The organism is Wujia chipingensis (assembly GCF_014337155.1).
Classification (GTDB): domain Bacteria; phylum Bacillota; class Clostridia; order Lachnospirales; family Lachnospiraceae; genus Coprococcus_C; species Coprococcus_C hominis.
The window spans coordinates 2294249-2317441 of record NZ_CP060632.1; the positions used below are offsets into that span (position 1 = coordinate 2294249).

At 40.6% G+C, this 23193-nt stretch carries 27 protein-coding genes; 2 read left to right on the forward strand and 25 right to left on the reverse strand.

Annotated features, from left to right (window positions below):
* Positions 1-305: 305 nt before the first annotated feature.
* The 9 genes from gatB to H9Q76_RS10685 form a co-directional block, all read right to left on the reverse strand.
* On the reverse strand, positions 306-1742 hold the full coding sequence (gene gatB, locus H9Q76_RS10645; protein ID WP_021985337.1) for an Asp-tRNA(Asn)/Glu-tRNA(Gln) amidotransferase subunit GatB: 1437 nt from the start codon (positions 1740-1742) through the stop codon (positions 306-308).
* Complete coding sequence (gatA, locus tag H9Q76_RS10650; RefSeq protein WP_243275606.1) at positions 1742-3235, reverse strand: Asp-tRNA(Asn)/Glu-tRNA(Gln) amidotransferase subunit GatA; 1494 nt, start codon at positions 3233-3235, stop codon at positions 1742-1744. The genes gatB and gatA overlap by 1 nt, the downstream gene beginning before the upstream one ends.
* Before the next feature lie 14 nt (positions 3236-3249).
* Positions 3250-3537, reverse strand: a complete 288-nt coding sequence (gene gatC / locus H9Q76_RS10655; protein ID WP_021985339.1) for an Asp-tRNA(Asn)/Glu-tRNA(Gln) amidotransferase subunit GatC — start codon at positions 3535-3537, stop codon at positions 3250-3252.
* Positions 3538-3769: 232 nt separating this feature from the next.
* Positions 3770-5518 (reverse strand): aspartate--tRNA ligase, encoded by a 1749-nt coding sequence (aspS, locus tag H9Q76_RS10660; protein WP_117781542.1) that lies wholly within the window; start codon positions 5516-5518, stop codon positions 3770-3772.
* Positions 5519-5900: 382 nt separating this feature from the next.
* Complete coding sequence (gene ybaK / locus H9Q76_RS10665; RefSeq protein WP_021985341.1) at positions 5901-6383, reverse strand: Cys-tRNA(Pro) deacylase; 483 nt, start codon at positions 6381-6383, stop codon at positions 5901-5903.
* A 50-nt stretch (positions 6384-6433) separates the two neighbouring features.
* The gene (locus H9Q76_RS10670; protein WP_249321073.1) at positions 6434-8137 is read right to left on the reverse strand and encodes a diguanylate cyclase domain-containing protein; all 1704 of its coding nucleotides are present in this window, start codon (positions 8135-8137) and stop codon (positions 6434-6436) included.
* A gap of 383 nt (positions 8138-8520) precedes the next feature.
* Positions 8521-9111 (reverse strand): NADH peroxidase, encoded by a 591-nt coding sequence (locus H9Q76_RS10675; RefSeq protein WP_117781549.1) that lies wholly within the window; start codon positions 9109-9111, stop codon positions 8521-8523.
* Between the two features lie 446 nt (positions 9112-9557).
* On the reverse strand, positions 9558-10922 hold the full coding sequence (locus tag H9Q76_RS10680) for a UDP-N-acetylmuramoyl-tripeptide--D-alanyl-D-alanine ligase (RefSeq protein WP_249321074.1): 1365 nt from the start codon (positions 10920-10922) through the stop codon (positions 9558-9560).
* Between the two features lie 19 nt (positions 10923-10941).
* On the reverse strand, positions 10942-11487 hold the full coding sequence (locus tag H9Q76_RS10685) for a DJ-1 family glyoxalase III (RefSeq protein ID WP_249321075.1): 546 nt from the start codon (positions 11485-11487) through the stop codon (positions 10942-10944).
* 247 nt (positions 11488-11734) lie between these two features.
* Here H9Q76_RS10685 and H9Q76_RS10690 point away from each other — a divergent pair, with 247 nt between their 5' ends.
* A complete protein-coding gene (locus H9Q76_RS10690; protein ID WP_249321076.1) occupies positions 11735-12256 on the forward strand; it encodes a CYTH domain-containing protein in 522 nt (173 codons plus the stop codon).
* Positions 12257-12345: 89 nt separating this feature from the next.
* Here the strand turns inward: H9Q76_RS10690 and H9Q76_RS10695 are convergent, their stop codons facing one another.
* From H9Q76_RS10695 to H9Q76_RS10705, 3 genes are all read right to left on the reverse strand, one after another.
* Positions 12346-14031: an ABC transporter ATP-binding protein gene (locus H9Q76_RS10695; protein ID WP_249321077.1), complete on the reverse strand. Its 1686-nt coding sequence runs from the start codon at positions 14029-14031 to the stop codon at positions 12346-12348.
* 164 nt (positions 14032-14195) lie between these two features.
* Positions 14196-14357, reverse strand: a complete 162-nt coding sequence (locus tag H9Q76_RS10700) for a hypothetical protein (protein ID WP_182428834.1) — start codon at positions 14355-14357, stop codon at positions 14196-14198.
* A complete protein-coding gene (locus H9Q76_RS10705; RefSeq protein ID WP_181985515.1) occupies positions 14344-14520 on the reverse strand; it encodes a hypothetical protein in 177 nt (58 codons plus the stop codon). The genes H9Q76_RS10700 and H9Q76_RS10705 overlap by 14 nt, the downstream gene beginning before the upstream one ends.
* A 153-nt stretch (positions 14521-14673) precedes the next feature.
* Here H9Q76_RS10705 and H9Q76_RS10710 point away from each other — a divergent pair, with 153 nt between their 5' ends.
* Positions 14674-15108: a CYTH domain-containing protein gene (locus tag H9Q76_RS10710; RefSeq protein ID WP_117781534.1), complete on the forward strand. Its 435-nt coding sequence runs from the start codon at positions 14674-14676 to the stop codon at positions 15106-15108.
* On the opposite strand, the gene H9Q76_RS10715 is transcribed toward H9Q76_RS10710, so the two are convergent.
* The 13 genes from H9Q76_RS10715 to H9Q76_RS10775 all read right to left on the reverse strand — a co-directional run bounded on the left by H9Q76_RS10715 (position 15058) and on the right by H9Q76_RS10775 (position 23125).
* Positions 15058-15462 (reverse strand): LptM family lipoprotein, encoded by a 405-nt coding sequence (locus H9Q76_RS10715; protein WP_117781533.1) that lies wholly within the window; start codon positions 15460-15462, stop codon positions 15058-15060. The two genes, H9Q76_RS10710 and H9Q76_RS10715, sit on opposite strands and share 51 nt — an antisense overlap.
* A gap of 31 nt (positions 15463-15493) precedes the next feature.
* Complete coding sequence (locus H9Q76_RS13910; protein WP_117781532.1) at positions 15494-15595, reverse strand: TIGR04076 family protein; 102 nt, start codon at positions 15593-15595, stop codon at positions 15494-15496.
* 98 nt (positions 15596-15693) lie between these two features.
* Entirely contained in the window at positions 15694-16158 is a 465-nt protein-coding gene (locus H9Q76_RS10725) for a hypothetical protein (protein ID WP_249321079.1), read from the reverse strand.
* Entirely contained in the window at positions 16155-16355 is a 201-nt protein-coding gene (locus tag H9Q76_RS10730) for a helix-turn-helix domain-containing protein (RefSeq protein ID WP_227572970.1), read from the reverse strand. Before H9Q76_RS10730 ends, H9Q76_RS10725 begins: the two co-directional genes overlap by 4 nt.
* Before the next feature lie 106 nt (positions 16356-16461).
* On the reverse strand, positions 16462-17658 hold the full coding sequence (locus H9Q76_RS10735) for an ATP-binding protein (protein ID WP_117781531.1): 1197 nt from the start codon (positions 17656-17658) through the stop codon (positions 16462-16464).
* A 750-nt stretch (positions 17659-18408) separates the two neighbouring features.
* Positions 18409-19185, reverse strand: coding sequence for a hypothetical protein (locus H9Q76_RS10740; RefSeq protein ID WP_008400128.1), 777 nt, complete (start codon positions 19183-19185; stop codon positions 18409-18411).
* A 209-nt stretch (positions 19186-19394) separates the two neighbouring features.
* Positions 19395-19772, reverse strand: a complete 378-nt coding sequence (locus H9Q76_RS10745; protein WP_330594641.1) for a ribosomal maturation YjgA family protein — start codon at positions 19770-19772, stop codon at positions 19395-19397.
* Between the two features lie 56 nt (positions 19773-19828).
* A complete protein-coding gene (locus H9Q76_RS10750; RefSeq protein WP_008400130.1) occupies positions 19829-20425 on the reverse strand; it encodes a DUF6707 family protein in 597 nt (198 codons plus the stop codon).
* Positions 20426-20457: 32 nt separating this feature from the next.
* Positions 20458-20688 carry a hypothetical protein gene (locus tag H9Q76_RS10755; RefSeq protein ID WP_008400132.1) on the reverse strand — a complete coding sequence of 77 codons (231 nt, stop codon included), beginning with the start codon at positions 20686-20688 and terminating at the stop codon, positions 20458-20460.
* Positions 20689-20905: 217 nt separating this feature from the next.
* A complete protein-coding gene (locus H9Q76_RS10760; protein ID WP_008400135.1) occupies positions 20906-21316 on the reverse strand; it encodes a VOC family protein in 411 nt (136 codons plus the stop codon).
* 89 nt (positions 21317-21405) lie between these two features.
* Positions 21406-21990 carry a hypothetical protein gene (locus H9Q76_RS10765; protein ID WP_249321081.1) on the reverse strand — a complete coding sequence of 195 codons (585 nt, stop codon included), beginning with the start codon at positions 21988-21990 and terminating at the stop codon, positions 21406-21408.
* Between the two features lie 67 nt (positions 21991-22057).
* Positions 22058-22468 (reverse strand): hypothetical protein, encoded by a 411-nt coding sequence (locus H9Q76_RS10770; protein WP_249321083.1) that lies wholly within the window; start codon positions 22466-22468, stop codon positions 22058-22060.
* Between the two features lie 285 nt (positions 22469-22753).
* Positions 22754-23125, reverse strand: coding sequence for a hypothetical protein (locus H9Q76_RS10775; RefSeq protein ID WP_249321085.1), 372 nt, complete (start codon positions 23123-23125; stop codon positions 22754-22756).
* Between the last annotated feature and the right edge of the window lie 68 nt (positions 23126-23193).

The window sequence follows — 23193 nt, forward strand, 5'->3', positions numbered from 1 at the left end:
TTTGATTTTTCATCCCGCCGTGTTCCTTACATACTGAATAAATTAATAATATCTATTCAAATATAGATATTACTTCTCCGTAGTGCTTACCTTTATGCTTTAATTTTATTATAATTTCTTGTATTACACAAGGCGAACCGTTTTAAGCGAAGAATATTTTCATAATTTTTTTTGCTTTCCGTTTTTCCTTTACCAGAACTCCGGGATGCAAAAAGTCCACCTCACAAAAATTGTAACGTGAATTTTTTGAGGTGGACTTCTTTACAGCCTGGAGTTCGTCCGTACAACAAACCGGCAAGCCAAAATTATTTACTTAATTCTTCGCGCAGAATACGGTTAACCTCGGATGGATCTGCCTTACCCTGCATTGCCTTCATCGTCTGTCCGACAAGTGCACCGATTGCTTTCTCCTTACCGCCCTTGAAATCTGCGACAGACTTCGGATTCTTCTCGATGACATCTAAGATGACAGTACGAAGCGCGCCCTCATCATTGACAGTCTTCAGACCGTGTTCCTCGACATAAGCTTCCGGATCGATATCCTCTGCAAATACCTTCTCGAACACTTCCTTTGCAACCGTACCATTGATGACTTTGTCATCGACCATCTTGATGATAGCGGCAAGGTTCTTTGCTGAGAATTTTAAGTCATCGGCATCGATGGATGCTTCCTTCATCAGACGCATTGTCTCAACCATCAGCCAGTTCGATACCTTCTTTGGTGCTGCTCCAAGCGCAATCGCCTCCTCGAAGATATCTGCAAGCTTCTTGGAGTTCGTCAGAATGTCAATATCATAATCCGGAATATCGTACTCTTCCTTGTAACGGATGCGCTTCTCGTCACGCAGCTCCGGCTGGCGGCTGCGAATCTCTTCCATCCATTCATCGCTGATCATAACCGGAACCAGATCCGGATCCGGGAAGTAACGGTAATCCTGTGCATCCTCTTTCGAACGCATTGCATAGGAATATTCCTTTGTATCATCCCATCTTCTTGTCTCCTGGATGACCTTCTCACCGGATTCAATCAGATCAATCTGACGCTCCTTCTCGTTCTCGATGGCTCTCGCAATCGCCTTGAAGGAATTCAGGTTCTTCATCTCGGTTCTTGTACCGAACTTCTCTGCACCGACTTCACGGACAGACAGGTTGACATCGGCACGCATGGACCCTTCGTTCAGCTTGCAATCCGAAGCACCAAGGTACTGGATGATCAGTCTTAATTTCTCAAGATAAGCAATGACTTCCTCTGCGGAACGCATATCCGGCTCGGATACAATCTCAATCAGAGGCACGCCCGAACGATTGTAATCAACCAGCGAGCTGTCTGTATACGGATCATGTACCAGCTTACCTGCATCCTCCTCCATATGAATCTCATGAATACGGACATATTTCTTATTCCCGTCAACCTCGATCTCTACCTTACCATTCCGGCAGATCGGATAATAAAGCTGCGAAATCTGGTAGTTCTGCGGGTTATCCGGATAGAAATAATTCTTACGGTCAAACTTACAGTTCTGTGTGATTGTACAGTTCGTTGCAAGACCAACCGCAACTGCTTTCTCAACTACCGCCTTATTGAGCACCGGAAGGGATCCCGGCATACCGGTACAAACCGGACAGGTATGTGTATTCGGTGCACCGCCAAATGCAGTCGAACATCCACAGAAAATCTTCGTCTTCGTGGCAAGCTCTACGTGAACCTCCAGGCCGATGACTGTCTCATATGTTTTACTCATTATGCAAGCCCCCTTTCTGCTTCCACGGTGCCTAGAGCATCCGGACGCTTATAAGTCTTTGTACATTCAAATGCATACGCTGCGCGGATGATTGATTTCTCGTCAAATGTCTGTCCGAGCAGCTGCATGCCAACCGGCATACCATCCTTATCCTGTCCGCATGGAAGGGAAATACCCGGCAGACCGGCAAGATTTACAGATACTGTATAAATATCTCCCAGATACATCTTGATCGGATCACTTAAAGATTCGCCCATCTTCAATGCCGTCGTTGGTGCAACCGGTCCTAAGATCACATCGTATTTTGCAAATGCATCGTCAAAGGCTTTCTTGATCAGCGCCTTTGTCTTCAGTGCCTTTACATAATATGCATCGTAATAACCGGAGCTAAGGACGAAGGAACCAAGCATGATACGACGCTTTACCTCTGCACCAAAGCCCTCGGAACGGGTCTTCTTATACATATTGTGAAGGTCACGGTACTCTGCGGTACGGTAACCATATTTGACACCATCGAAACGCTCTAAGTTCGAAGATGCCTCCGCGGATGCAATGATATAATAAGCAGGAATCGCATATTCTACCATACCAAGGTCGAACTCTTCCACGATCGCGCCCTTTTCTTCAAGCTTCTTTGCGGCTGCAAGCACGGCAGTCTTGACATCCTCATCGATACCCTCTGCGAAATAATCTCTTGGAATACCGATCTTCATACCCTTTACATCGTCCACTAATGCCGATGTGAAATCATCCTCTGCCTGTGCGTAGGAAGTGGAATCCTTGTCATCATGCTTACAGATTGCTTCAAGGATCGTTGCACAGTCTGTTACATCCTTGGCGAGTGGTCCAATCTGATCAAGCGATGAACCATACGCGATCAAACCATAACGGGACACTCTTCCGTATGTCGGCTTGATACCTGTCACACCGCAAAATGCGGCCGGCTGACGGATACTTCCACCTGTATCGGAACCAAGTGCATATGGAATTTCCTCTGCTGCAACGGCTGCTGCCGAACCACCGGAAGAACCGCCCGGTACCTTGTCTGTATCCCACGGATTTCTTGTCACACCATAGTAAGAAGTCTCGGTTGTACTTCCCATAGCGAACTCATCCATGTTTGTCTTTCCGATGATAACCGCACCTGCCTCCTGCAGTTTTTCAACGGCAGTTGCTGTATACGTCGGAACGAAATTACTCAGAATCTTGGAAGAACAGCTTGTAAGCATACCATTGATACACATGTTATCCTTGATGGCAACCGGAACACCAGCCAGCGGTCCGGTAAGCTCTCCACTGTCAATCTTTGCCTGAATTGCTTCCGCCTGTGCCAGTGCGCCTGCCTCATCCACAGTGACGAAACAGTTGTATGTCTCGTCGAGTGCTTTGATTCGCTCCAGACACGCCTTCGTTGCCTCTACGACGGTCACTTCTTTGTCTTTAATTTTCTTGCCGAGTTCAACGGCGGTTAATTTCATTAAATCTTTTCTCATCTATACCGCCCTCCTTAGTCAAATGTCTTCGGCACTTTATAACAGCCATCTTTTTGCTCTGGTGCATTTGCCAGAAGATTGTCTCTGTCATCCCCATTTGTCACAACATCCTCACGGAATACGTTGCTGACCGGAAACGCATGGCTCATCGGTTCCACGGAATCGGTATCGAGCTCATTTAATTTGCTGACGTATTCCAGCATATTCGACATATCCTGCTTCGCCTGCTCCTTTTCCTCATCGGAAAGCTCGAGCTTCGCCAGAATACCTACATAATCAATTGTTTCATCTGTAATCGTCATATTTTTCCTCCTATAATGCTTGCGAATCTACATATTATAGTTTGCGAAAATAATCAATAAACCTATTATTGTTTCTGAGATGTTCGGATTTATTTTCTACGCAGACGCGCTCTCGTTCGGTTCAGCACGTAGTGGTACTACTCTTCTATTGATTATTTCCGCAAACATATCATTCATGTTAACGCAAGCAATTCATATGAAATCACAATTGCCTTCTCTTTGCTGAAAAATACTACTGGCGTACTTTGATATGAACTTCACGAAGCTGCTGCTCTGTGACTTCGTTTGGTGCGCCACACATGAGATCCTGTGCGGTTCCGCTCATAGGGAATGGGATAACCTCGCGGATATTCTCCTCGTTACGAAGCAGCATGATCATACGGTCGACACCCGGAGCCATACCTGCATGTGGTGGTGCTCCAAACTGGAATGCATTGTAAAGTGCTCCAAACTTCTCCTCCAGAACACTCTTATCATAGCCTGCAATCTCAAATGCCTTCTCCATAATCTGCATGTCATGATTACGAACGGCACCGGATGAAAGCTCCACGCCATTACATACGATATCGTACTGATATGCAAGAATCTCCAGTGGATCTTTCTCATTTAATGCCTCTAAGCCGCCCTGTGGCATAGAGAATGGGTTGTGTGTAAATCCAATCTTCTTCTCTTCCACATTGTACTCAAACATCGGGAAGTCGTTAATGTAGCAGAAACGATATGCATTCTTCTCAAGCAGATCAAGACGGTTACCAAGCTCGGTACGAATCTGTCCTGCAAAGAGAGCTGCCTGCTTCTCTGTATCGGCGATGAAGAAAATCGTATCAAGTTCCTTCAAGCCTGCGAGATCTTTGAGCTCCTGCTTCATATCATCCGGAATAAACTTGTCGATTGGTCCCTTGTAAGAACCATCTTCCAATACTTCGAGATATCCGAGTCCGCCCATACCGATAGACTGCGCGAACTTCAGCATCTTCTCATGCTGTCCCTTGGAAAGCTTCTTCTGTACTGCAATCGCACGAACGGTCTTGCCGTGGAATGGTGCAAATGTACATCTCTGGAAGAACTCTGTCACATCGATGATCTCAAGTGGATTGCGAAGATCCGGCTTATCTGTACCATATTTCAGCATTGCTTCCTTGTAGCTGATGATTGGGTATGGTGCTTCTGTAACGGTGTATCCCTTCGGAGCGAATTTCTTAAATGCTGCGGTAAGCACTTCCTCGCCAACCTTGAATACGTCTTCCTGTGTTGCAAAGCTCATCTCGAAGTCGAGCTGATAGAACTCACCTGGGGAACGGTCGGCTCTTGCATCCTCATCACGGAAGCAAGGTGCAATCTGGAAATATTTATCAAATCCGGACACCATCAAAAGCTGCTTGTACTGCTGTGGTGCCTGTGGGAGTGCATAGAACTTACCCTTGTATCTTCTGGATGGTACGATATAATCACGTGCGCCCTCCGGAGAAGATGCACAAAGGATTGGTGTCTGAATCTCCATGAATCCCATCTCTGTCATCTTCTGACGCAGGAATGAGATGACGTTGGAACGGAAGATCATGTTCTCCTTTACCTTGCGGTTACGAAGGTCTAAGTACCGATATTTCAGACGGACATCCTCACGGACTTCCTTGGAGGTTGTCACCTCGAACGGAAGCTGCTTGTACACCTTTCCTAAGATATCTACCTCATGTGCTTCCAGCTCGATTGTTCCGGTTGGAATCTTCGGATTGTATGTCTCCTCGTCACGATGCTGTACCAGTCCCGCTACGGAGATACACTGCTCCTTAGTAATTCCATCGAGCAACGTTGTATCGCGCATAACAACCTGCATTACGCCATACATGTCCCGTAAATCCACAAAGGATACGCCACCGTGGTCACGGATGTTCTCTACCCATCCTGCCAGTCTGATTTCTTTTCCGACAAGGTCTTCTGATACTTGCGCCATTGTCATGTCTCTGTAAATGTTTGCCTGCATTTTCCTATCTCCTTTTCTGCATTAAAAAATCCCGAAGTCAAATGTGCTTTGACCTCGGGACGAATGTACATGTGTTACATCCGCGGTACCACCCGCATTGAAACCATCTGTAATAAATATATATAAGACGGATTCCTCTCTTCATTCGTAACGTGAATGCTCCGGATAAACCTAGACCTCTTAGGATGTAGCTCCACGTAGGCTTCAGCTTATCAGCTCCGGTAGTGTTCCACCAGACATGGTGTCATGTTATGGCTCTCAGTCGGTGACCATATTCCCTGTCATGTCCTGTTGTCGGCAGTCTCCTTCAACGCTTTTTCCCTATAATTGTCTCGATTATAAGCTAATTATCGGCAAATGTAAAGGGATTTATACGATTTTTTTATTCCTTTACGAGATCACAGGTCTCATATTTCAGGATCTTCCGGAGTGCTTCCGGACTTACCTCCACCTGATAGCCGATCTTTCCTGCCGAGAACATAATTGTCTCAAAACCATTGGCGGTCTGATGGAAGAATGTACGGAACTGCTTCTTCATTCCAAGTGGTGAACATCCGCCATGAATATAGCCGGTTAACGGCAGCAATTCCTTGGACTTGATCATCGCGATGGATTTCTCGCCGGCAGCCTCTGCCGCTTTCTTCAAATCAAGCTCCTGATTGACCGGAATCACAAACACATAGTGTTCGCCGGATTTGCCGACTGTGACCAGTGTCTTAAATGCCTGATCCGGATCCTGGTGCAGTACCTCGACAACCTCCATGCCGCCGACCGCATCCGTGCCTGCATAGCAGTAATGCTTGTATTCGATTTTCGCCTGATCGAGCAGACGCATCACATTTGTTTTCTCTTCTTTTTTACCCATGTTGTTGCCTCTTTTCTATTTTGCTTATTGAAATGTATGGGCACTGCCAATCACATTTTGTCATAATATGAATCAATCAGAGCACAATCCATAATCAACACATAAAATACATTTCCATAATACCGGCTCTTCACGATTCTTCCATGATCGAATACCGGCCGATACGTTCCGTCTTTTTTCGCAAAACGGAATTTGACATAGTCATTGTTTCCACTTTTCTCCGAGTCAATCTGCTTCCAGATGCTCGTCTCAACCGCATCCTGCTCCTCCGGATGAATCAGATTCCGGAATCGTTGATCCGTATATGCAAGAAACTCATCAAAATCCTTACATCCCGCAAATTCTATCAACTCCTGATTCGCAAATAAGATGCGGTCATTCGTTTTATCCGCAATGTATATCAGAAATGCCCCCGGCAGATTTCTTGACACATCCTGAAGTGCAAATCCCAACTGGCTTCTATTCTGCACTTTGTAGTTACCCTCATACGCACAGCAGCTATGCTTTCCGTGTAATTTCACCGCATAAAGTGCCATATCCGCACAGCGGATTAATTCCGATACATCATCACAATCCTTCGGATATTCTGCATACCCAAGCGAAATATAAAATGGACGTTTCTCTCCATTCTGTGTGATATATCTAGGCTGCATAGTGAATTTCTCGATTTTTTCCTTCGCTTCTGCCTCCGTCATTCCTATCAGAACCGCCGAGAATTCATCGCCACCATTTCTGCATAGAATCGCATCCTTTTCAAAAGCATTCCGCATACTCTGCGCAAGTATCCGAAGCGCGGTATCACCTGCTTCGTGTCCATACATATCATTGATAAATTTGAAGTCATCAATGTCTGTCTGAATTCCCACGCAATGCGCATCCGGGGTATCCTGTATTGCACTTTTGATTTGTTCATCAAACCCATCCCTGTTCAAAAGTCCGGTTAGTGGATCCGTGATTGCTATCTTCTTTAATGCTTCCCGATGAAATTCGATTACAAGAATGCCTGCCACTAATCCTGTCAAAAATAATACAATGAAGAATCCAAGAACCAGATTCGGAAGTATCTTCCACCCTTGCTTCCATCCATCTTTTGGCGTGACTGCCAGATTAAATGTACAGCCGCCGAATTCAAACGTATATGTAACCGGATTTGTCAAATCTTCTTTCGAAAAGGATAATCTCTCACGTTCTTCCGAAAGCGGAGAAACCGTCTTGGTCAAGCAGTAATCATACCCAAAATCCGTAAGAGCCTGCACCGACTCTTCAAAAATTTCCGGAACCCGGATAATCACTATGGTAAATCCCCAGAATACAGGATTCCCATCCGCCGCCTCAAGATAGACAGGATAGCGAACTACAATTCCACGGCCTCCCTGCTTTAAATCAAACGGTCCCTGCATCGTTACACAATTGTTATCTCTTCCATAGCGGCAGATTTCCCCACGTTTTTCATCATGAAGCAGGTCTATCTTTCCTGCCTCATTTCCTTCCGCCGGGTAAATCTCTGTGACAACCCCATCCGGTGCAATTTGTATGCTTTGAACAAAATCTGACATCAGATTCTCAGATACCTTTTCAAAATTGTCAATTGTCCCATTCCCGCTGATTATGATCGCTTTCAGTGCATCGGCAATAGCAACTCCGCGGTTCATATCGTCGCGTAGTCGTTCCGCATAGGTGCTTGCATTCAGCTCCGTAATCATCCGCACCTGTTTTCGGTTTGTATCATAAGAATGATGTATAAATGCTGTCAAAATCAAACATCCGACTACAAAAGTCAGCAACGGAAGCATCCATTTTTTATTATATTGTTTCTGAAGGAATCGCATTGTTTCGTCTGTCTCCTCAATCTGCACCCGATCTCGTTCGGTTCAATAAATTGTCCTATATTCTATCGCATCTTTTTCCGTTTGACAATCTTTCATTTTTTCACTTTTCAGAGAATTTCCCACTTATCTATATTCCAAACATTTTACCTAATATGCTTATGGAAAAAGGTAAAATCACAAGCCATGCCCCATTCACAGCCCTTCGGGCTGTTTCATGGACGGCTGGCGCCGTATAAAACAGCAAAAATAAACGCCCCTGCAAGTATACTTGCGGAGCGTTATTTTTACTGTTTTGCATGGCTTGTAGCTTAACCAAAGTACCTCTTAAGTAATCCTTCTAATGCTTTGCCATGTCTTGCCTCGTCTCTTGCCATCTCATGAACCGTGTCATGGATTGCATCCAGATTATTCTTCTTTGCACATTTTGCAAGGTCAACCTTTCCTGCTGTTGCGCCATATTCGCAGTCAACTCTCCAAGCAAGATTCTTCTTGGTAGAGCTTGTCATGTTTGGCTCTAAGTCCTCACCTAACATCTCAGCAAACTTTGCTGCATGCTCTGCTTCTTCGTAAGCTGCCTTCTCCCAGTAGAGACCGATCTCCGGATAGCCTTCACGATGTGCGATTCTTGCCATGCAAAGGTACATACCAACCTCTGAGCACTCACCATTGAAGTTTGCTTTAAGCTGATCGAAGATAAACTTCTTATCCTCGTCGCTGATTTCCGGGTTATTCTTAACAGTAGAAGCATATACGCCAAACTCATGCTCTGCAGCCAGTGTCATCGCTCCGTCTTCTACTTTCTTGAACTTATCTGCGCCAGCATGGCAGATTGGGCACTCTGCCGGAGCTGCGTCACCTTCATAAACATATCCACATACTGTACATACAAATTTCATAATAAATCTCCTTTCATTCTTCCACATGTTTATACACATGATATACTTTGCTATAATATCTGCAATTATACAAAATGATACTTGCAAGAACTGATTGATCCACATTTTTTAAATCAGTAATGATTATCATTTTTGTTATTGTTAATATAGCACACCATATTCTGACTGTCAACCTGTATTTTCATAATTTACAGATTTTTCACAATTACATCCTATCATGCCGCCGGATTATTTCATATGTGTTTTCACATTCCACTGGCTCGTGCAAGTGTAGCCGCACAATACGCACGCTCTTATCTATATATAGTCCCATGATTTCACACATCAACATATGTACAAGCATTTCCATTGCTTACCACATTAAAAATGAGGTCCTATGCATCCATAGAACCTCATCGGATACACAAATTATTTCATCGCCATGCCACTGTCACAATTCATGTATCTTATTATCCAAGCATATTATTTACAACTTCATCCAGATGCATACCATTCGAGCCTTTGATCAGCACGATATCTTCCGGCTGCATCACAGAAAGCAGATACAAAGCAACCTCGCCGTTGTCCTTGAAGCTGTAACAGTTGATATCAGAATTACTGTCCTGTACGCCCTGCATGATATGCTGTGCCAGATCCCCGACTACGACCAGCTCATCGATTTTCTTCGTCGCCACGTATTTTCCGACTTCATAATGATACTGCTCTGCATTTTCACCAAGCTCGAACATATCGCCAAGCACCGCGATTTTCTTACCGGTTGTTTCCAGGTCCTCCAGCACATCCAGACTTGCCTTCATGGAATCCGGACTTGCATTATAAGTATCATCGATAATCGTATATTTACCCGGAACACGGATCAGCTTCTGACGAAGCCCCTTGAACTCGGAAAGTCCGGCTGCTGCCCTCTCCAGATCCAATCCCATATAATCCGCAATCGCAAGACCGACCAGTGAATTTCCGACATTGTGCTTGCCAAGTGCGTTGAGCCGCACATGCACACGCGTGTCTCCATGCACGAAATCATATACATACTGGTAATCTTCCATATGCAGATTCTCTGCCCGGTAATCGCAGTCCGCACCAGTGCCGTATGTAAATGTACGGACGCCAGTATCACCTTTCACTTCTGCAAGCAGTGCATCATCGCCATTTAGGAACAGCACACCATCCGGGCTCATATGATTGATAATCGACAACTTCTCTTTGCGGATATTCTCACGCGTCTTCATAAATTCGATATGCGCAACACCGATCATCGTCACGACACAGATATCCGGCTTCACCATGTCAGACAGAATCTCCATCTGTCCCGGTTCGCTGATACCCATTTCAAGCACGGCTGCCTCTGCGTTCTCGTCAATCCGTCGAAGGGTCAGCGGCACACCGATCTGGGAATTCAGATTGCCCTCGGTCTGATAGACATTTAAGCATCCCGAAAGTACGGTTGCAATCATCTGTCTCGTTGTCGTCTTTCCAACACTTCCGGTCACACCGATAACCGGCTTCTTAAACTTCCTGCGCACATAAGCGCCGATATCCTGCAATGCCTTTTCTGTATCACTCACGTAGACAAACGGCTTCTCCGATACAACAATATCGGTATGCTGTGATGTCAGGGTTGCCGCACCTGTGTGAAGTGCGCTCTCGATAAAACGATGCGCATCGACCCGCTCCCCGATGATCGGGACAAACAAATCGCCCGGCTTGATCTCCTTGGAATTGATGCAGACATCTTTGATCTCTGTATTTTCATCGCCACACAGCAATACGCCGCCTGTTGCTTCCAATATATCCTTTATCGTTAATCTGTACATAACGTCCTCCCGATTGGAATTACCATTTATAAACTATACTATTCGCCAAAGACTTCGCTGTTTCTTCATCCTTCAGGATTGTAACCAATGTGAGTGCAAATGCAATCGCTGTCCCAACGCCCCGGCTTGTCACGAAGTTTCCGTCGACAACGACCGGCTGCTCCTGCCAGTTTGCACCAAGCAGCTTGTCCTCCATGCCCGGATAGCAGGTTGCATTCTTTCCTTCGAGAAGTCCCATCTCTCCATAGATGGTTGGTGCTGCACAGATTGCTGCAAGCAATTTTCCTTCCTTGTCTGCTTGTCGGATCAGATCTGCCAGACCTTCATGCGCCTTTAAGTGCAGGGTTCCCGGCATACCGCCCGGAAGCACGATCACATCCGGATCGTCCTGCTCTTCAAAGAGCTTATCTGCCAGCACGGGAATCTTCCGTGCACCGGTAATTTCCTTCCGTCCCATAATGGATACCATATCTGTCTCGATGCCTGCGCGCCGCAGCAGATCTACGACGGTCAGCCCTTCGACCTCTTCAAAACCATCTGCAAGATATACATTTACTTTACTCATATGCATCCTCCTTGCCCTGCGCATCATGAAACCGGTTGATTTCCGACCCGCAAACATGTATATTCATATTCTAAAATTCCACTTTCCTTCTATTATAAAATACATTATAATTTACAAGGAATTATTGATTGGTTATGGTTTTACGAATTTGTATCCAGCAAATGTTACAATTCCATCCCATAATTACATGTAGTATATAATAGTTTGGGAAAATCTTCAAGATATTCCAGACACGGAGGAACAAAATATGGAAATCGAACGTAAATTTTTATTTCATAAACTGCCAGATCAGCTAAACACATATCCACATTACGGCATTGAGCAGGCATATGTGACGACCAATCCGGTTATCCGGGTACGCAAGAAAACCTTATACGACGCAGCATCTGCAGTCTCCGATTACCAATACGTCCTGACTGTCAAAAGCAGTGGTATGTTAGCCCGACAGGAATTTGAGCTTCCGATTGACGAAGCTGCTTACCGGACACTCTGCGCCAAGGCAGACGGCAATGTGATTGCGAAAACGCGCTATAAGATTCCGCTTAATCGGGGGCTTACCTTAGAGCTTGATATCTTCGAAGGATTGTTTGATGGGCTTGTTATGGGCGAAGTGGAATTCCCGGATGAAGAAACAGCCAAGAACTACACCTTACCGGATTCTTTTGCAGTGAAAAAAGAAGTGACGTATGATACGCATTTCCACAACAGTACGATGAGCGCGATGCGCAAAGAAGAAATCGCACAGTTTATACAGTCACTTTCTGCATAATTAGCGTTGTTTTCAAACGAAACATCCCCGGAGATTTTTGGTGGTTAACCATGTCTCCGGGGATGTTATTTGTTCTGTAAAAAGTTCAATTATTGCACATTCGCATTATACAATTCCTTAAAATAAGAATCCGTATGTAATAGTTCTTCAAAAGTCCCTTGTCCAACAATCTTCCCTTCTCTAAAGAGAATAATTCTGTCAAAACCGGCAATGGAATTCAATCTATGCGCAATCGCAATGACCGTTTTATCTTTCATTTTTAGCATAACCGATTTCATTACATTTTCTTCAGTTAAATTATCCATTGCAGATGTTGCTTCATCCAAAACGACAAGTTCAGGGTTTTCAAACCACAAGCGTGCGAATGCAAGTCTTTGTTTTTCTCCTCCTGATAAGCAAGTACCTTTCTCTCCAATTTCAGTATCTAAACCTTCCGCAAGATTCTCAACCAAATGAGATAATTGCACTTCCTTCAATGCGTCCAGCATTTGTTCTTCTGACACATTCTTCTCAAATACCAGATTTTCCTTTATTGTTCCATCAAAAACAGGAACATCCTGCGATATGTAGCTGACTCTGTCATACAAATTATTAAGGCAAATTCCACTTAACTCCATATCACCTAAGTAGATTTCTCCCTGATTGTATTTTAATAATCCCAGTAATATCTTAATCACCGTGGATTTCCCAGAGCCACTTTCACCTACAAAAGCTATTTTTTGTCCCCGTTTTATGAACAGGCTCAAATCATCAATAATTTTCCGTTCTTCATATTGAAACGATAAGTTTTTTATCGATATTTCCCCAATGTCCGTATGAATTGCGTCACCATTTCTTAATTGATTATCCTCTTTTAAATCTAAAAATTCTTCAAATCTCTTATAGGATGCCTTGTCCAATTTATATTGAACATAAAGTACATTAAAAATAGCTATCGGCGTGTAAGCATTTTCAATCAGCGCAATGAGTGCAACTATAGAACCCACTGTAAGATTTTTTGTTTTCCATGCATAAAATAAAATACCAATATCTAACATTGCCACAAGTAGCGCAAATATTGTAAAAAAAGCTTCATGAATCATATTCATTTTTACTTTTGATGATACAATATCCTCTTTTGCACTATGGGTTTTCTTTATTTCACTCGGAAACTGTTTGCTCATACGGAACACCAGCATTTCCATAAAGCCCCTGACCAGAAAATGATTGAATAGCTCCTCACTGTTCAAAATCTTTTCTTTTATTTTGTATAGAAACTTTAGCAGAATATTGGTTATTATAAAAATAAGTATATAGCCTACAAACAATATGTAAGTAATTTTTTTATCAATCTTCCAAATAAAATATACACTAAAAACAATAGTAGGAAGTAAATCACGAATCAAACGCAACCAGAAATTGAATACTACATTTCTGCCTGCGGATGAACCATTCTCAATCCTTTGAACAAGTTTTCCAGTACCTATTTTCTGATATTCCGTATAATCGATTGTACTTATTTTTCTAAGCGATAAAAGCTTAAAATCCAGATAAATACCATACTCCAATTTCTTTTCCGGATAATTATCCAGATAATTCATCCAATAATTTACCAGCAAAATAAGACCGTAGGTTATAACTCCTGCAAATGTAAGTGTTCCGGCCGCCAATCCGTCAATAACCTTCTGAAAATAGTCCGTTTTGTAATTAGCCATAAATGCATTAAATATACCTAGTCCAATGTAAGCCAATACCCATAATTTGTTATTTTTTAGAATTTCTTTTATATAGCGCATAACTGTACTCCTTTAATATTATATTTCAATCATTTGGACAGTACAGTTAACGACTGCTAGCAAGTTTATTTTCACCTCAGCACAATCTGCCAACAGTTTACATCAACTGTACTGAGTAGATACCTCGAATAAATTTCATATCCGCTTCACCTCTTTTTAAAGTTTTATTCTTTTTTATTTTCCCGTGTTTCCAGTACTTCTGTGGTAATTACATCCACATCATATTCTGGAGCATGTTTCTTCACGATATCGTAAATTGGCCGGATATCTTTGACAGATTCTTCGAGTTCATCCGCAATCTGTTCAAGTGTTTTATTCTTCTGCAATACAGCGGTTCACCGCATCTCTGATTGCAACCTCATAATCCTTCTCGCCCTTTTTTGCCTTTGCGAGATTCTCATTTACATATCCAACAAATATCATATACTCCCGCAATGTCTGGCTCCGCTTCTTCAAATCCTCATTATTCCCCGGATTGATATTATACACGGTGCACATCACTTTTGTACTCTCTGTTTGCCATATTTCGTCCTCCTTTGGCTTTCGCAGGAGAAATCCATCTGCAAACATAGACTTAAACTATGCCGTCAAGGACTTTTTCAAAAACGCTTGACAGATATTCCAGACACGGAGGAACAAAATATGGAAATCGAACGTAAATTTTTATTTCATAAACTGCCAGATCAGCTTGACACATACCCACATTACGGCATTGAGCAGGCATATGTGACGACCAATCCGGTGATCCGGGTACGCAAGAAAACCTTATACGACGCAGCATCTGCAGTCTCCGATTGCCAATATGTCCTGACTGTCAAAAGCAGTGGTATGTTAGCCAGACAGGAATTTGAACTTCCGATTGATGAAGATGCTTACCGGACACTCTGTGCCAAGGCAGACGGCAATGTGATTGCGAAAACGCGCTATAAGATTCCGCTTAATCAGGGGCTTACCTTAGAGCTTGATCTCTTTGAAGGATTGTTTGATGGGCTTGTTATGGGCGAAGTGGAATTCCCGGAATTCATTTTAATATCCATGATCAACATGTTGCCATTGTCCGCCATTTGTTCTAACTAAAATCCACTTCCAATCATTGTATGTACTATTTGGATTCAGAGAACCATCTCCTCCAGATGAATCAACATCGAACGAAGATAGCAAAACAATGACTTCATCTGCATTGTTCCTATCTGCCCAATCTTGATGGTCTTTAGAACTGTCATCCCCTGCATAATAAATTTCTGTAAGAGTACATCCATTCCAGTTGCTCTTAAACTCTTTTTTTATGGTGTCAATAGCAGTTGCAATGTCCTCTTCAGAATATATTTCAGATTCTACATTATGCGTATTTACTTCATTAACATTTCCGCCACAAGCACTCAAACTAAATACAAGCAGAATACATAGCATTGCACATACAATCTTTTTCATAATTCACACTACCTCCATCAATTGCGATTTATCACTTATCAATTTCTATTCTCTCAATCTTAAAAATAACAGGTCTTGTACCGTCATTACAGCAAGTAATCATAGCCCTACTTTTATTATATACAAATACCATCTTAACGTTTTAATTTTCGAATATTCGGATTGACATTTCTTCTACTATATTGTATCATCTATTCATAAAAAGGAATGGGTTTTTTGTCGTGTACAGCCTTACGGCTCAATCGGGTTGCTCGTTTCTTTTTTTATGTCTATTACGTCATACAAATACAGTTTCCCATCCTCTGAATATCTTACAATCAGCGAAGCATGAAAAATGTTATACCTCTCCACCTCTTCATCATCTCTATATACCGGAATTGCAAATCTTGAATCATAACGATACCAGCCATACATTGCATTTCTCCAATGCTTGCTCTCCTTATTTTCCCGAAAATGTTTTCCTACTGTTATTTCTATCATTTCAGGAATTCCTTGTACAGCATTTGCTTTCGCTTTCGCATTTGTTCCTTTGATACTATGTGTATATTTTGATCCGCTATACTCACTTGGCAGATCATCCCCAATATTGTTCCCATCAATATCCTGAATAACAGAAACATTCCGCTGCTGTTTCTTCGACCGGGCACTATCGTTGATTTGCTTGCAGACATCAAGAAGTGCAAGGTAACTGATCATTCTTCGTCACAAAGTAATTCCACAAGCGTCATATCTAGCGCCTTACATATAGACACCAGTTTATCCGCCTGTGGATTAATCTGTTTCTTTCGCCAGTCACTGATCGTACTGGTCGCAATACCGGTTCTTCTGGACAGTTCCGTCTGGCTCATATGTAATTCTTCAAGTCTTGCAAATATTTTCTCATATATCTTCATGGTGCAATACCCTTTCCTCTGCTTTTCTATTTCCGATTTTTCGGATATTGTATCATGAATAATCTCTTTTATCAATACTCTAACAGACCTATAACCCGGAATTCATCTATCTGCATCGCAGCCATCTGCAAATATCGACCACCTGCACACCCTGATAATCATAAGTTTCATGATGTGTCCTTGCAATTACCATCTTAGGATATGCATCTCGTATTGCAAGCAATGGCGAATATTCCCTCTCAAATGTTGTTTCATCTGAAATATTGTCACTTACCTGAATGTATATCAGTGTGTCTCGTTTCTTTGCTACAAAGTCCACTTCTTTTTTATAAAGTTTACCAACATATACCTCATAACCTCTCCTTCGTAACTCCAGATAAACAATATTCTCATAAACCCTTCCAAAGTCCATATTTCGTGTACCATTGACTGCATATCGAAATGCTGGATCGCAAAGATAAAACTTACTATTGTTTTCGAGATATTTTTTTCCCTTTAGGTCATACCGTTTTGCCTCATAAAATAGAAATGCGTTCTCTAAATAACCAATGTATTTTGATACTGTCTTTCTGGTAATCTCTCTTTGGTCATTATTTAATGTCTTGCAGATATTATTGGGAGAAAGCAGGTTGCCAATATTATCCATCATAAATTCAGATATACTGGCAAACTCTGATGTATTTCTTATTCTATATTTCTCAACCAAATCTCTTATAAGAATAGTCCCATACACATCTCTGATATAATCATACTGTCTATCCTCTGTCTTATATACATAAGCTCCCGGCATACCACCGGTTCGGACATACTGATCAAATGCATCATCATACCCATCCGTAATTCCATAATAAGTCAGATATTCCACAAAAGAAAAAGGATATACCTTTATTTCCATCGTTCTTCCAGTAAAAAGTGTTGCCAAATCTGAACTTAACAAAAATGCATTTGAACCGGTAACATAAATATCATAGATTCCTTTTGTATAAATACTATTGATTGCAAGTTCGAACTGAGGGCACATCTGAACCTCATCAATCAATAATACGTTATTCATTCCCTCTTTATATTGTCCCAAGATATACTTATGCAATGCATGATATTCCAGCAAATGATCAAACTCTAATTCCTGAAGGTTTATCATTACAATATTGCTCTTTTCCTCTAACGACTGCAGATAAGTGATAAATTCCTGCAGCAAAACAGACTTGCCGCTTCGTCTGATGCCCGTGATTACTTTTATATCTGGCGTCCCATATAATTCAATCAATTCATCTAGATACTTTTGCCTTACAATAAACTGCATATCACTATCTCCCATTCCCATTTTTTGAAATTTCTTTATATTTTGGTAATACATTTCATGCATATTTTAGCACAGTCAGCTGCTTCTGTCCTTATTCTATTCCCATTTTTTTTAAATAATTCATTTTCTGGTAATGGCATTTTCTTATAGAGCAAAAAAGCAGCAGACATTTCGTAAGCGCATGGTTTGACGTTTACATTCCATCTGACTATATTTTCATTGTATCACAATTCAAAATAATTATGGCATATTCTTCCGCACCACAAAACCGGATATATGTTTGACCAAAAGACCGCCAAAGTTTACCAAACATGGCGGTCTTTTGGTGTTTATTTTTGCTCTTAGAACCAACGGTATAACCAAGAGCAAAGCTCATACTGGATATAACCCCTTATAGTTCAGTTTATCAATGCACTTTTTATCAAAAATGCAGTTTGTGCATTGATATTAGTGCTGAAATTAACTCAGTTTTCTTTCATTTTTTTCCACTCTTCTCTTGTAATAGCATAGACATAAGAAATCGTATTTTTTCCTAACAAATACCGATTTCTTAGTTTTAAAAACTGGAAGTTGTCTATTTCTTTGAACCATTGTTTTTATTGTCTTGTTTTTGCTTCTTTTTTTCTTTTATTCGCTCTTTAATCCTAAAAAATAATTCTAATGCCATTTGATTTGCTATCTGTCCCATAAGCAAGCTCTCCTTTCATAATTCTAATTTTTCAATTTGACAAACTAGAATTTGTCTCTTTCTTACCCATTAGCAATCTGAACCAATTTATCAATTATAACTTGTGGTATCTCGCTATTTTCATAACCTTGTTTAATAGATTCGATTGCATTATCTATATCGTTATTCTTTGCATATAAAAACGCTCTGATATGACACATATACGGAACATATATATGGGGTAAAGTTACTATCCTCTGATTAAGAACAGTAATGGCATCATCAACTGTTTGTACATTATTTATCCACTCTCTTATCAGTGGGATATTTTTATCTATCACATTTTTTATATATTCCAATGCAAATTCTATATCGGACGTGTAGGTAGGTATTTGATATTGAAAACTTGTGCATTTCCTTGGATTATAAAATTCTTCCTTTGTATATCCACAGTCTTGTTCTCTTTCATCCTCTATGTGATTATACCAAGCATCAGCAATGTGTATTTTTACAGAACTTTCTGTCCGATGCCATGTCAACTTATTTTTACTATTGATATCAGGGATAAAATCATAATTATATCCCCAGCGCAAGTATATGTGATTTCCTCTTGGATAACATAATTCGACCACAAAACGCCGATTAGCACTCCATTCAGAGTGCCATTTTTTTATCTTTTCATTATATTTCAACCCGAATTCTTCTGACAACCTTCGAGATATGTATTCGTCATAAAGTTCTCTTTTAATATATTCATCACCATGTAAAAACTTATCTTTATACTCTTCTTGTGATAATATTTCATTTGATTCCCTTTTTTTTGAACAAAAACCCTTACTCAATACATCAAATAGACTCATAAGTAACCTCCATTATTGCAAATCATCTCTTGCTTAAATCCCGATTTAGTAAATCGTGATTTGGTATCGTTACATCCTATACTACCGAACACCAAAAGAATCCGTCCACAACAGCATATATCCACTACTAAAGGCAACCGCCTGAGAAGCTAAATCCGTGACAGAGGCACTGTAAAACGGAATCTGATCGCTTTTAAGAATTTCGATTTTTATCTCCTTCTTGCAGTATTTCGTACCAACACCTCATACACTCCAAGCAATATACACCCGGCGACATAGCACAGGATATCTTTCCAATCAAATACAGAACCGACCAAAACACTTAAGAATCGGTTATCCTGCCAGCCTAATACTTCCACAATATGGAACATCTGTGAAAATTCTACCAGTGCTGCAAAAATAAATACATACAGCGGCAACAATTTGCATCGCTCCGGTACAAATATTCTTATAAACGTATATATCACAATCACAACCAGCACATCACCAATATATGGTCTTACAAATGCATCATGTACATATAACGCAATCAACACCTCGGTCAGCAACAAAATCACAGTTGCTATTGCATATCCGATTCGCTTCATGTTCTTCTCCATTCAACAAATTATTTGAAGAGATTGTCATTTTTGCAGCTCTGGCACTACTTTACTTTTTTCAGATTCAACATATACTCTTCAATCAAACAATCAACCGTTTCTTTTTCCTTTACAAGATTCGGGAATAAACCGGTAGCTCCGTACCCTACCAAATTCATCAATCCAATCAGTCTCCATTCATTCGCAGATGTCACCGAATCTTCTCCTTCAATATTTTCCTTATAAGAACAAAACTCTACTGTGAATCGATTTCTTCGCTCCGCTTCCAATTCAGAATCTGCCGGCGGTAAAGTCGGAGGAAATCGCCACAGATTATCCATCTGCCTGATGAGTTCGTCTGCCTTCTCTGTCATATTTCTATTCTTGTAAATTTGAACTTCCAGTCCCCACATGAGTAGTATTCTATCCCAGACATTCCATACTCCCTTCCCCGGGAACTCCACTTCATGAGTAATTTCACATAACTTAAGAGCCTCGTCCTCACACCCATAAACATATAACCAATAGGCTAAGTGGCAAAGATTTTCAACATCCGATCCTCTATTAAACGAACATTTTTTTACCAGTTTCTTTGATAAGGACAAAACCTTCTTTTCTTTATGTCCCATCTGAATACTCTCAAACAATTCCTGATTCGTCATCTTTCCTTCTCCTCTCTCATAAAGTCGTGGTTTCAGTACCTTTTTGCCTCATTTTCCTCAAGCAATATTTCCGCATTTTCTGTTGAAAGTATTTGCTTTTTTACTATCTCAGTTTCAGGTGTCATAATAAAGCCCCTTTTCATGCTAATATAATAATGCATATCAGCACCATAAATGACGTCAATAAAATAAGTTACATTCCATGCATGATATCCGGTAATATATTCATGATCCGAATATTCTTCTATCTCATATAATTTCATACCGCTATCAGATGTGCATACCATAAACTTCCGCTTTATCCGTGTATACAATTAATCCGGATTATTTTCGACTTCATCCCAAAGTTCTTTGTTAAACCTTATTACCCGGGCTAACGATTTCATATCCAATTGCTCTGTCTTGAGTCCATAACCACTGACTTCATACTCATATGTCATTTCAACCTTGGCACCATTTTTTATTAAGTTTTGGATAAAATTATAAATCTTTTTGCTCGTATACCTTATTCCAAGAACCAATCTCAATCAAATTACCTTCTGGATCGGCGATATAACAAGTTCTTTGTCCCCACGGTTCAAGCTCTGGTTCTAATACAGACGTTGCACCATTTTTTATAGCATTGTTGTATGCCATATCAACTTCCTCAAAAGTATCAACATAGAGTGCAATTTCGCTATGACCATTTAGACCTTTTATATACTCATACCTTCTGTGTGTCATGTTTTCAAAATCTTTTCTTCCATATAGCAAAAACAATGTTCCATCCTTAACAAGATAAACATTTGATGTGTCTTCGCTTTCTTTAATCTCAAAGCCAAGAACATCTCTATAAAAGCGAATCATTTTCGCCATATCTTCAACAAATAATCCAAATCCATCTAATCTCATAGTCCACCTCCGTATATTCCAATTTTTCTTTCTAATCAACTATCCAGCAAACTCGGAAATTATCAGTTAGATAAATGATAAAATTGTTCTTAACTTAAATCAAGAGTTGTATAGCCAAACTCGTTGATATGTCTTTGCAAATTATGAAAATCTATCATGTTTTTATTTTTCCGAAATAGTCCTTTTTTATTAAACAATATTTTAGTATGTGCGTATGTGCTATACAATTCGATATATGGCGGTTCGGCAGTGATATTTCTTTCTCCGATACAGTTTCCTCTACTGTTGGGATATTTCCGATTGAAATTTATAGTACATTCTTTGTATGTCAACCAATGCAAATCACTAAATTTTATTCCATGCTCATCAATAGAAACAATATTCTCGTAGGAGACTTCTTTAACCTCAAGATGGAAATAATGATGTTTTGATTTAAAATACTCGACAGCTGCATTGATATGTTCCAGAAAAAATGCGATTTGTTCCTCCGTCAAACTACATTCCCATGGATAGTTGTTAGCCATTCCTGTTTTCCCGTATTGATATGCTGCCATACTATATTTTATTTCCGGTTTTATCCATTTTACAATCAGAAAATCGTTTTCCTCAAGCAATATTTCAGCGTTTCCTGTTGAAAGAATTTGTACTTTTATTGCCTCTGTTTCAGCTGTCATAAATAAAGTTCCTTTCCTAACAAATACCAATTTCTTAGTTTTAAAAACGCTTGATAGCATTTTATATTCATTGTGAATCTTCTAAATACACTATACATCTGTTAACATCTTTTGGAGAATAAAAAACCGGGACTTTCTTCTTCATAAACAACTTTTTGTCACTTTGAAGCATATTCTCTAACGCTGGTTCTATTCCTTCTTCGTAATCTCCATAATGCCCGATTATGAAGCGGCACTCATGTTCCATATTATCTTTTGTCTTAAATATAATATGAGCTTCGGTATAGGGCTGGTTAAAATCATTAACTAACGTTACATCTTCGATGATCCCCTCGACCAGATTCCATTTTATAATCACGAAAAATCGATTGACCAAATAGATGATAGGAATAATTGCAAAGAGCGAAGCTAAAAAAATCCATCTGTTAAAAAGTCCGGCAATGATTCCGGGGATAGCCGTTATAATCACCGCAATCATACACCTCTTACATGTTCTCTTTAATACTTTACTTTTGTATTTCCCCATTATCTTTCAGCTTTCCTTACAATTTCATCATCATGTCGGATTCATATTTTATAATCGTTGAAAATCAAAGTATTACAAACACTACTACCAAACACCCAACGAATCCCACGAACCACGGTATTATAAAAGATAGAAAATTTGCCTTATTTTTTCGAAGCAGAATCATTGCGGTTATCATTATGGCTAACCATGCGAACATAATAATATATCCAAACAAAAGATAAACTACAGGACCGGTCAAAATTTAAAGAACCAGAAAAGCTTCCCGCCATATGGATTTTTCTTACTGAGCAACCGTGCTGAAACTGCATGGAATAATAAAAATGCACCGCTTATGAGCGTAATCACCAGTTCAAACTGTGATAAGACCGACATGGAATTATCACTATATCCTATATAAACATTCTTATTGCCCAGAATGCTGCAATTTCCCTCATACCAGAACACATTGGCACCATTGACCGGTGAATCCGGCTTAATTTGCAGCACCGTATAAGTTGACCGACTGCCTTTCCCATAACGTGATTTGTAATTTCTGACAGCATTTCCGCTATATACCTTGACATGATTGGAGCTCTGCCGGGAGCTTTGATATGTTACAGTTCTCATCGAGTTTTATAGCTGATAAAGAAAGACTGAACGCCTCTTGTAATTGCCCATTATAAAAGGAAGTTTCC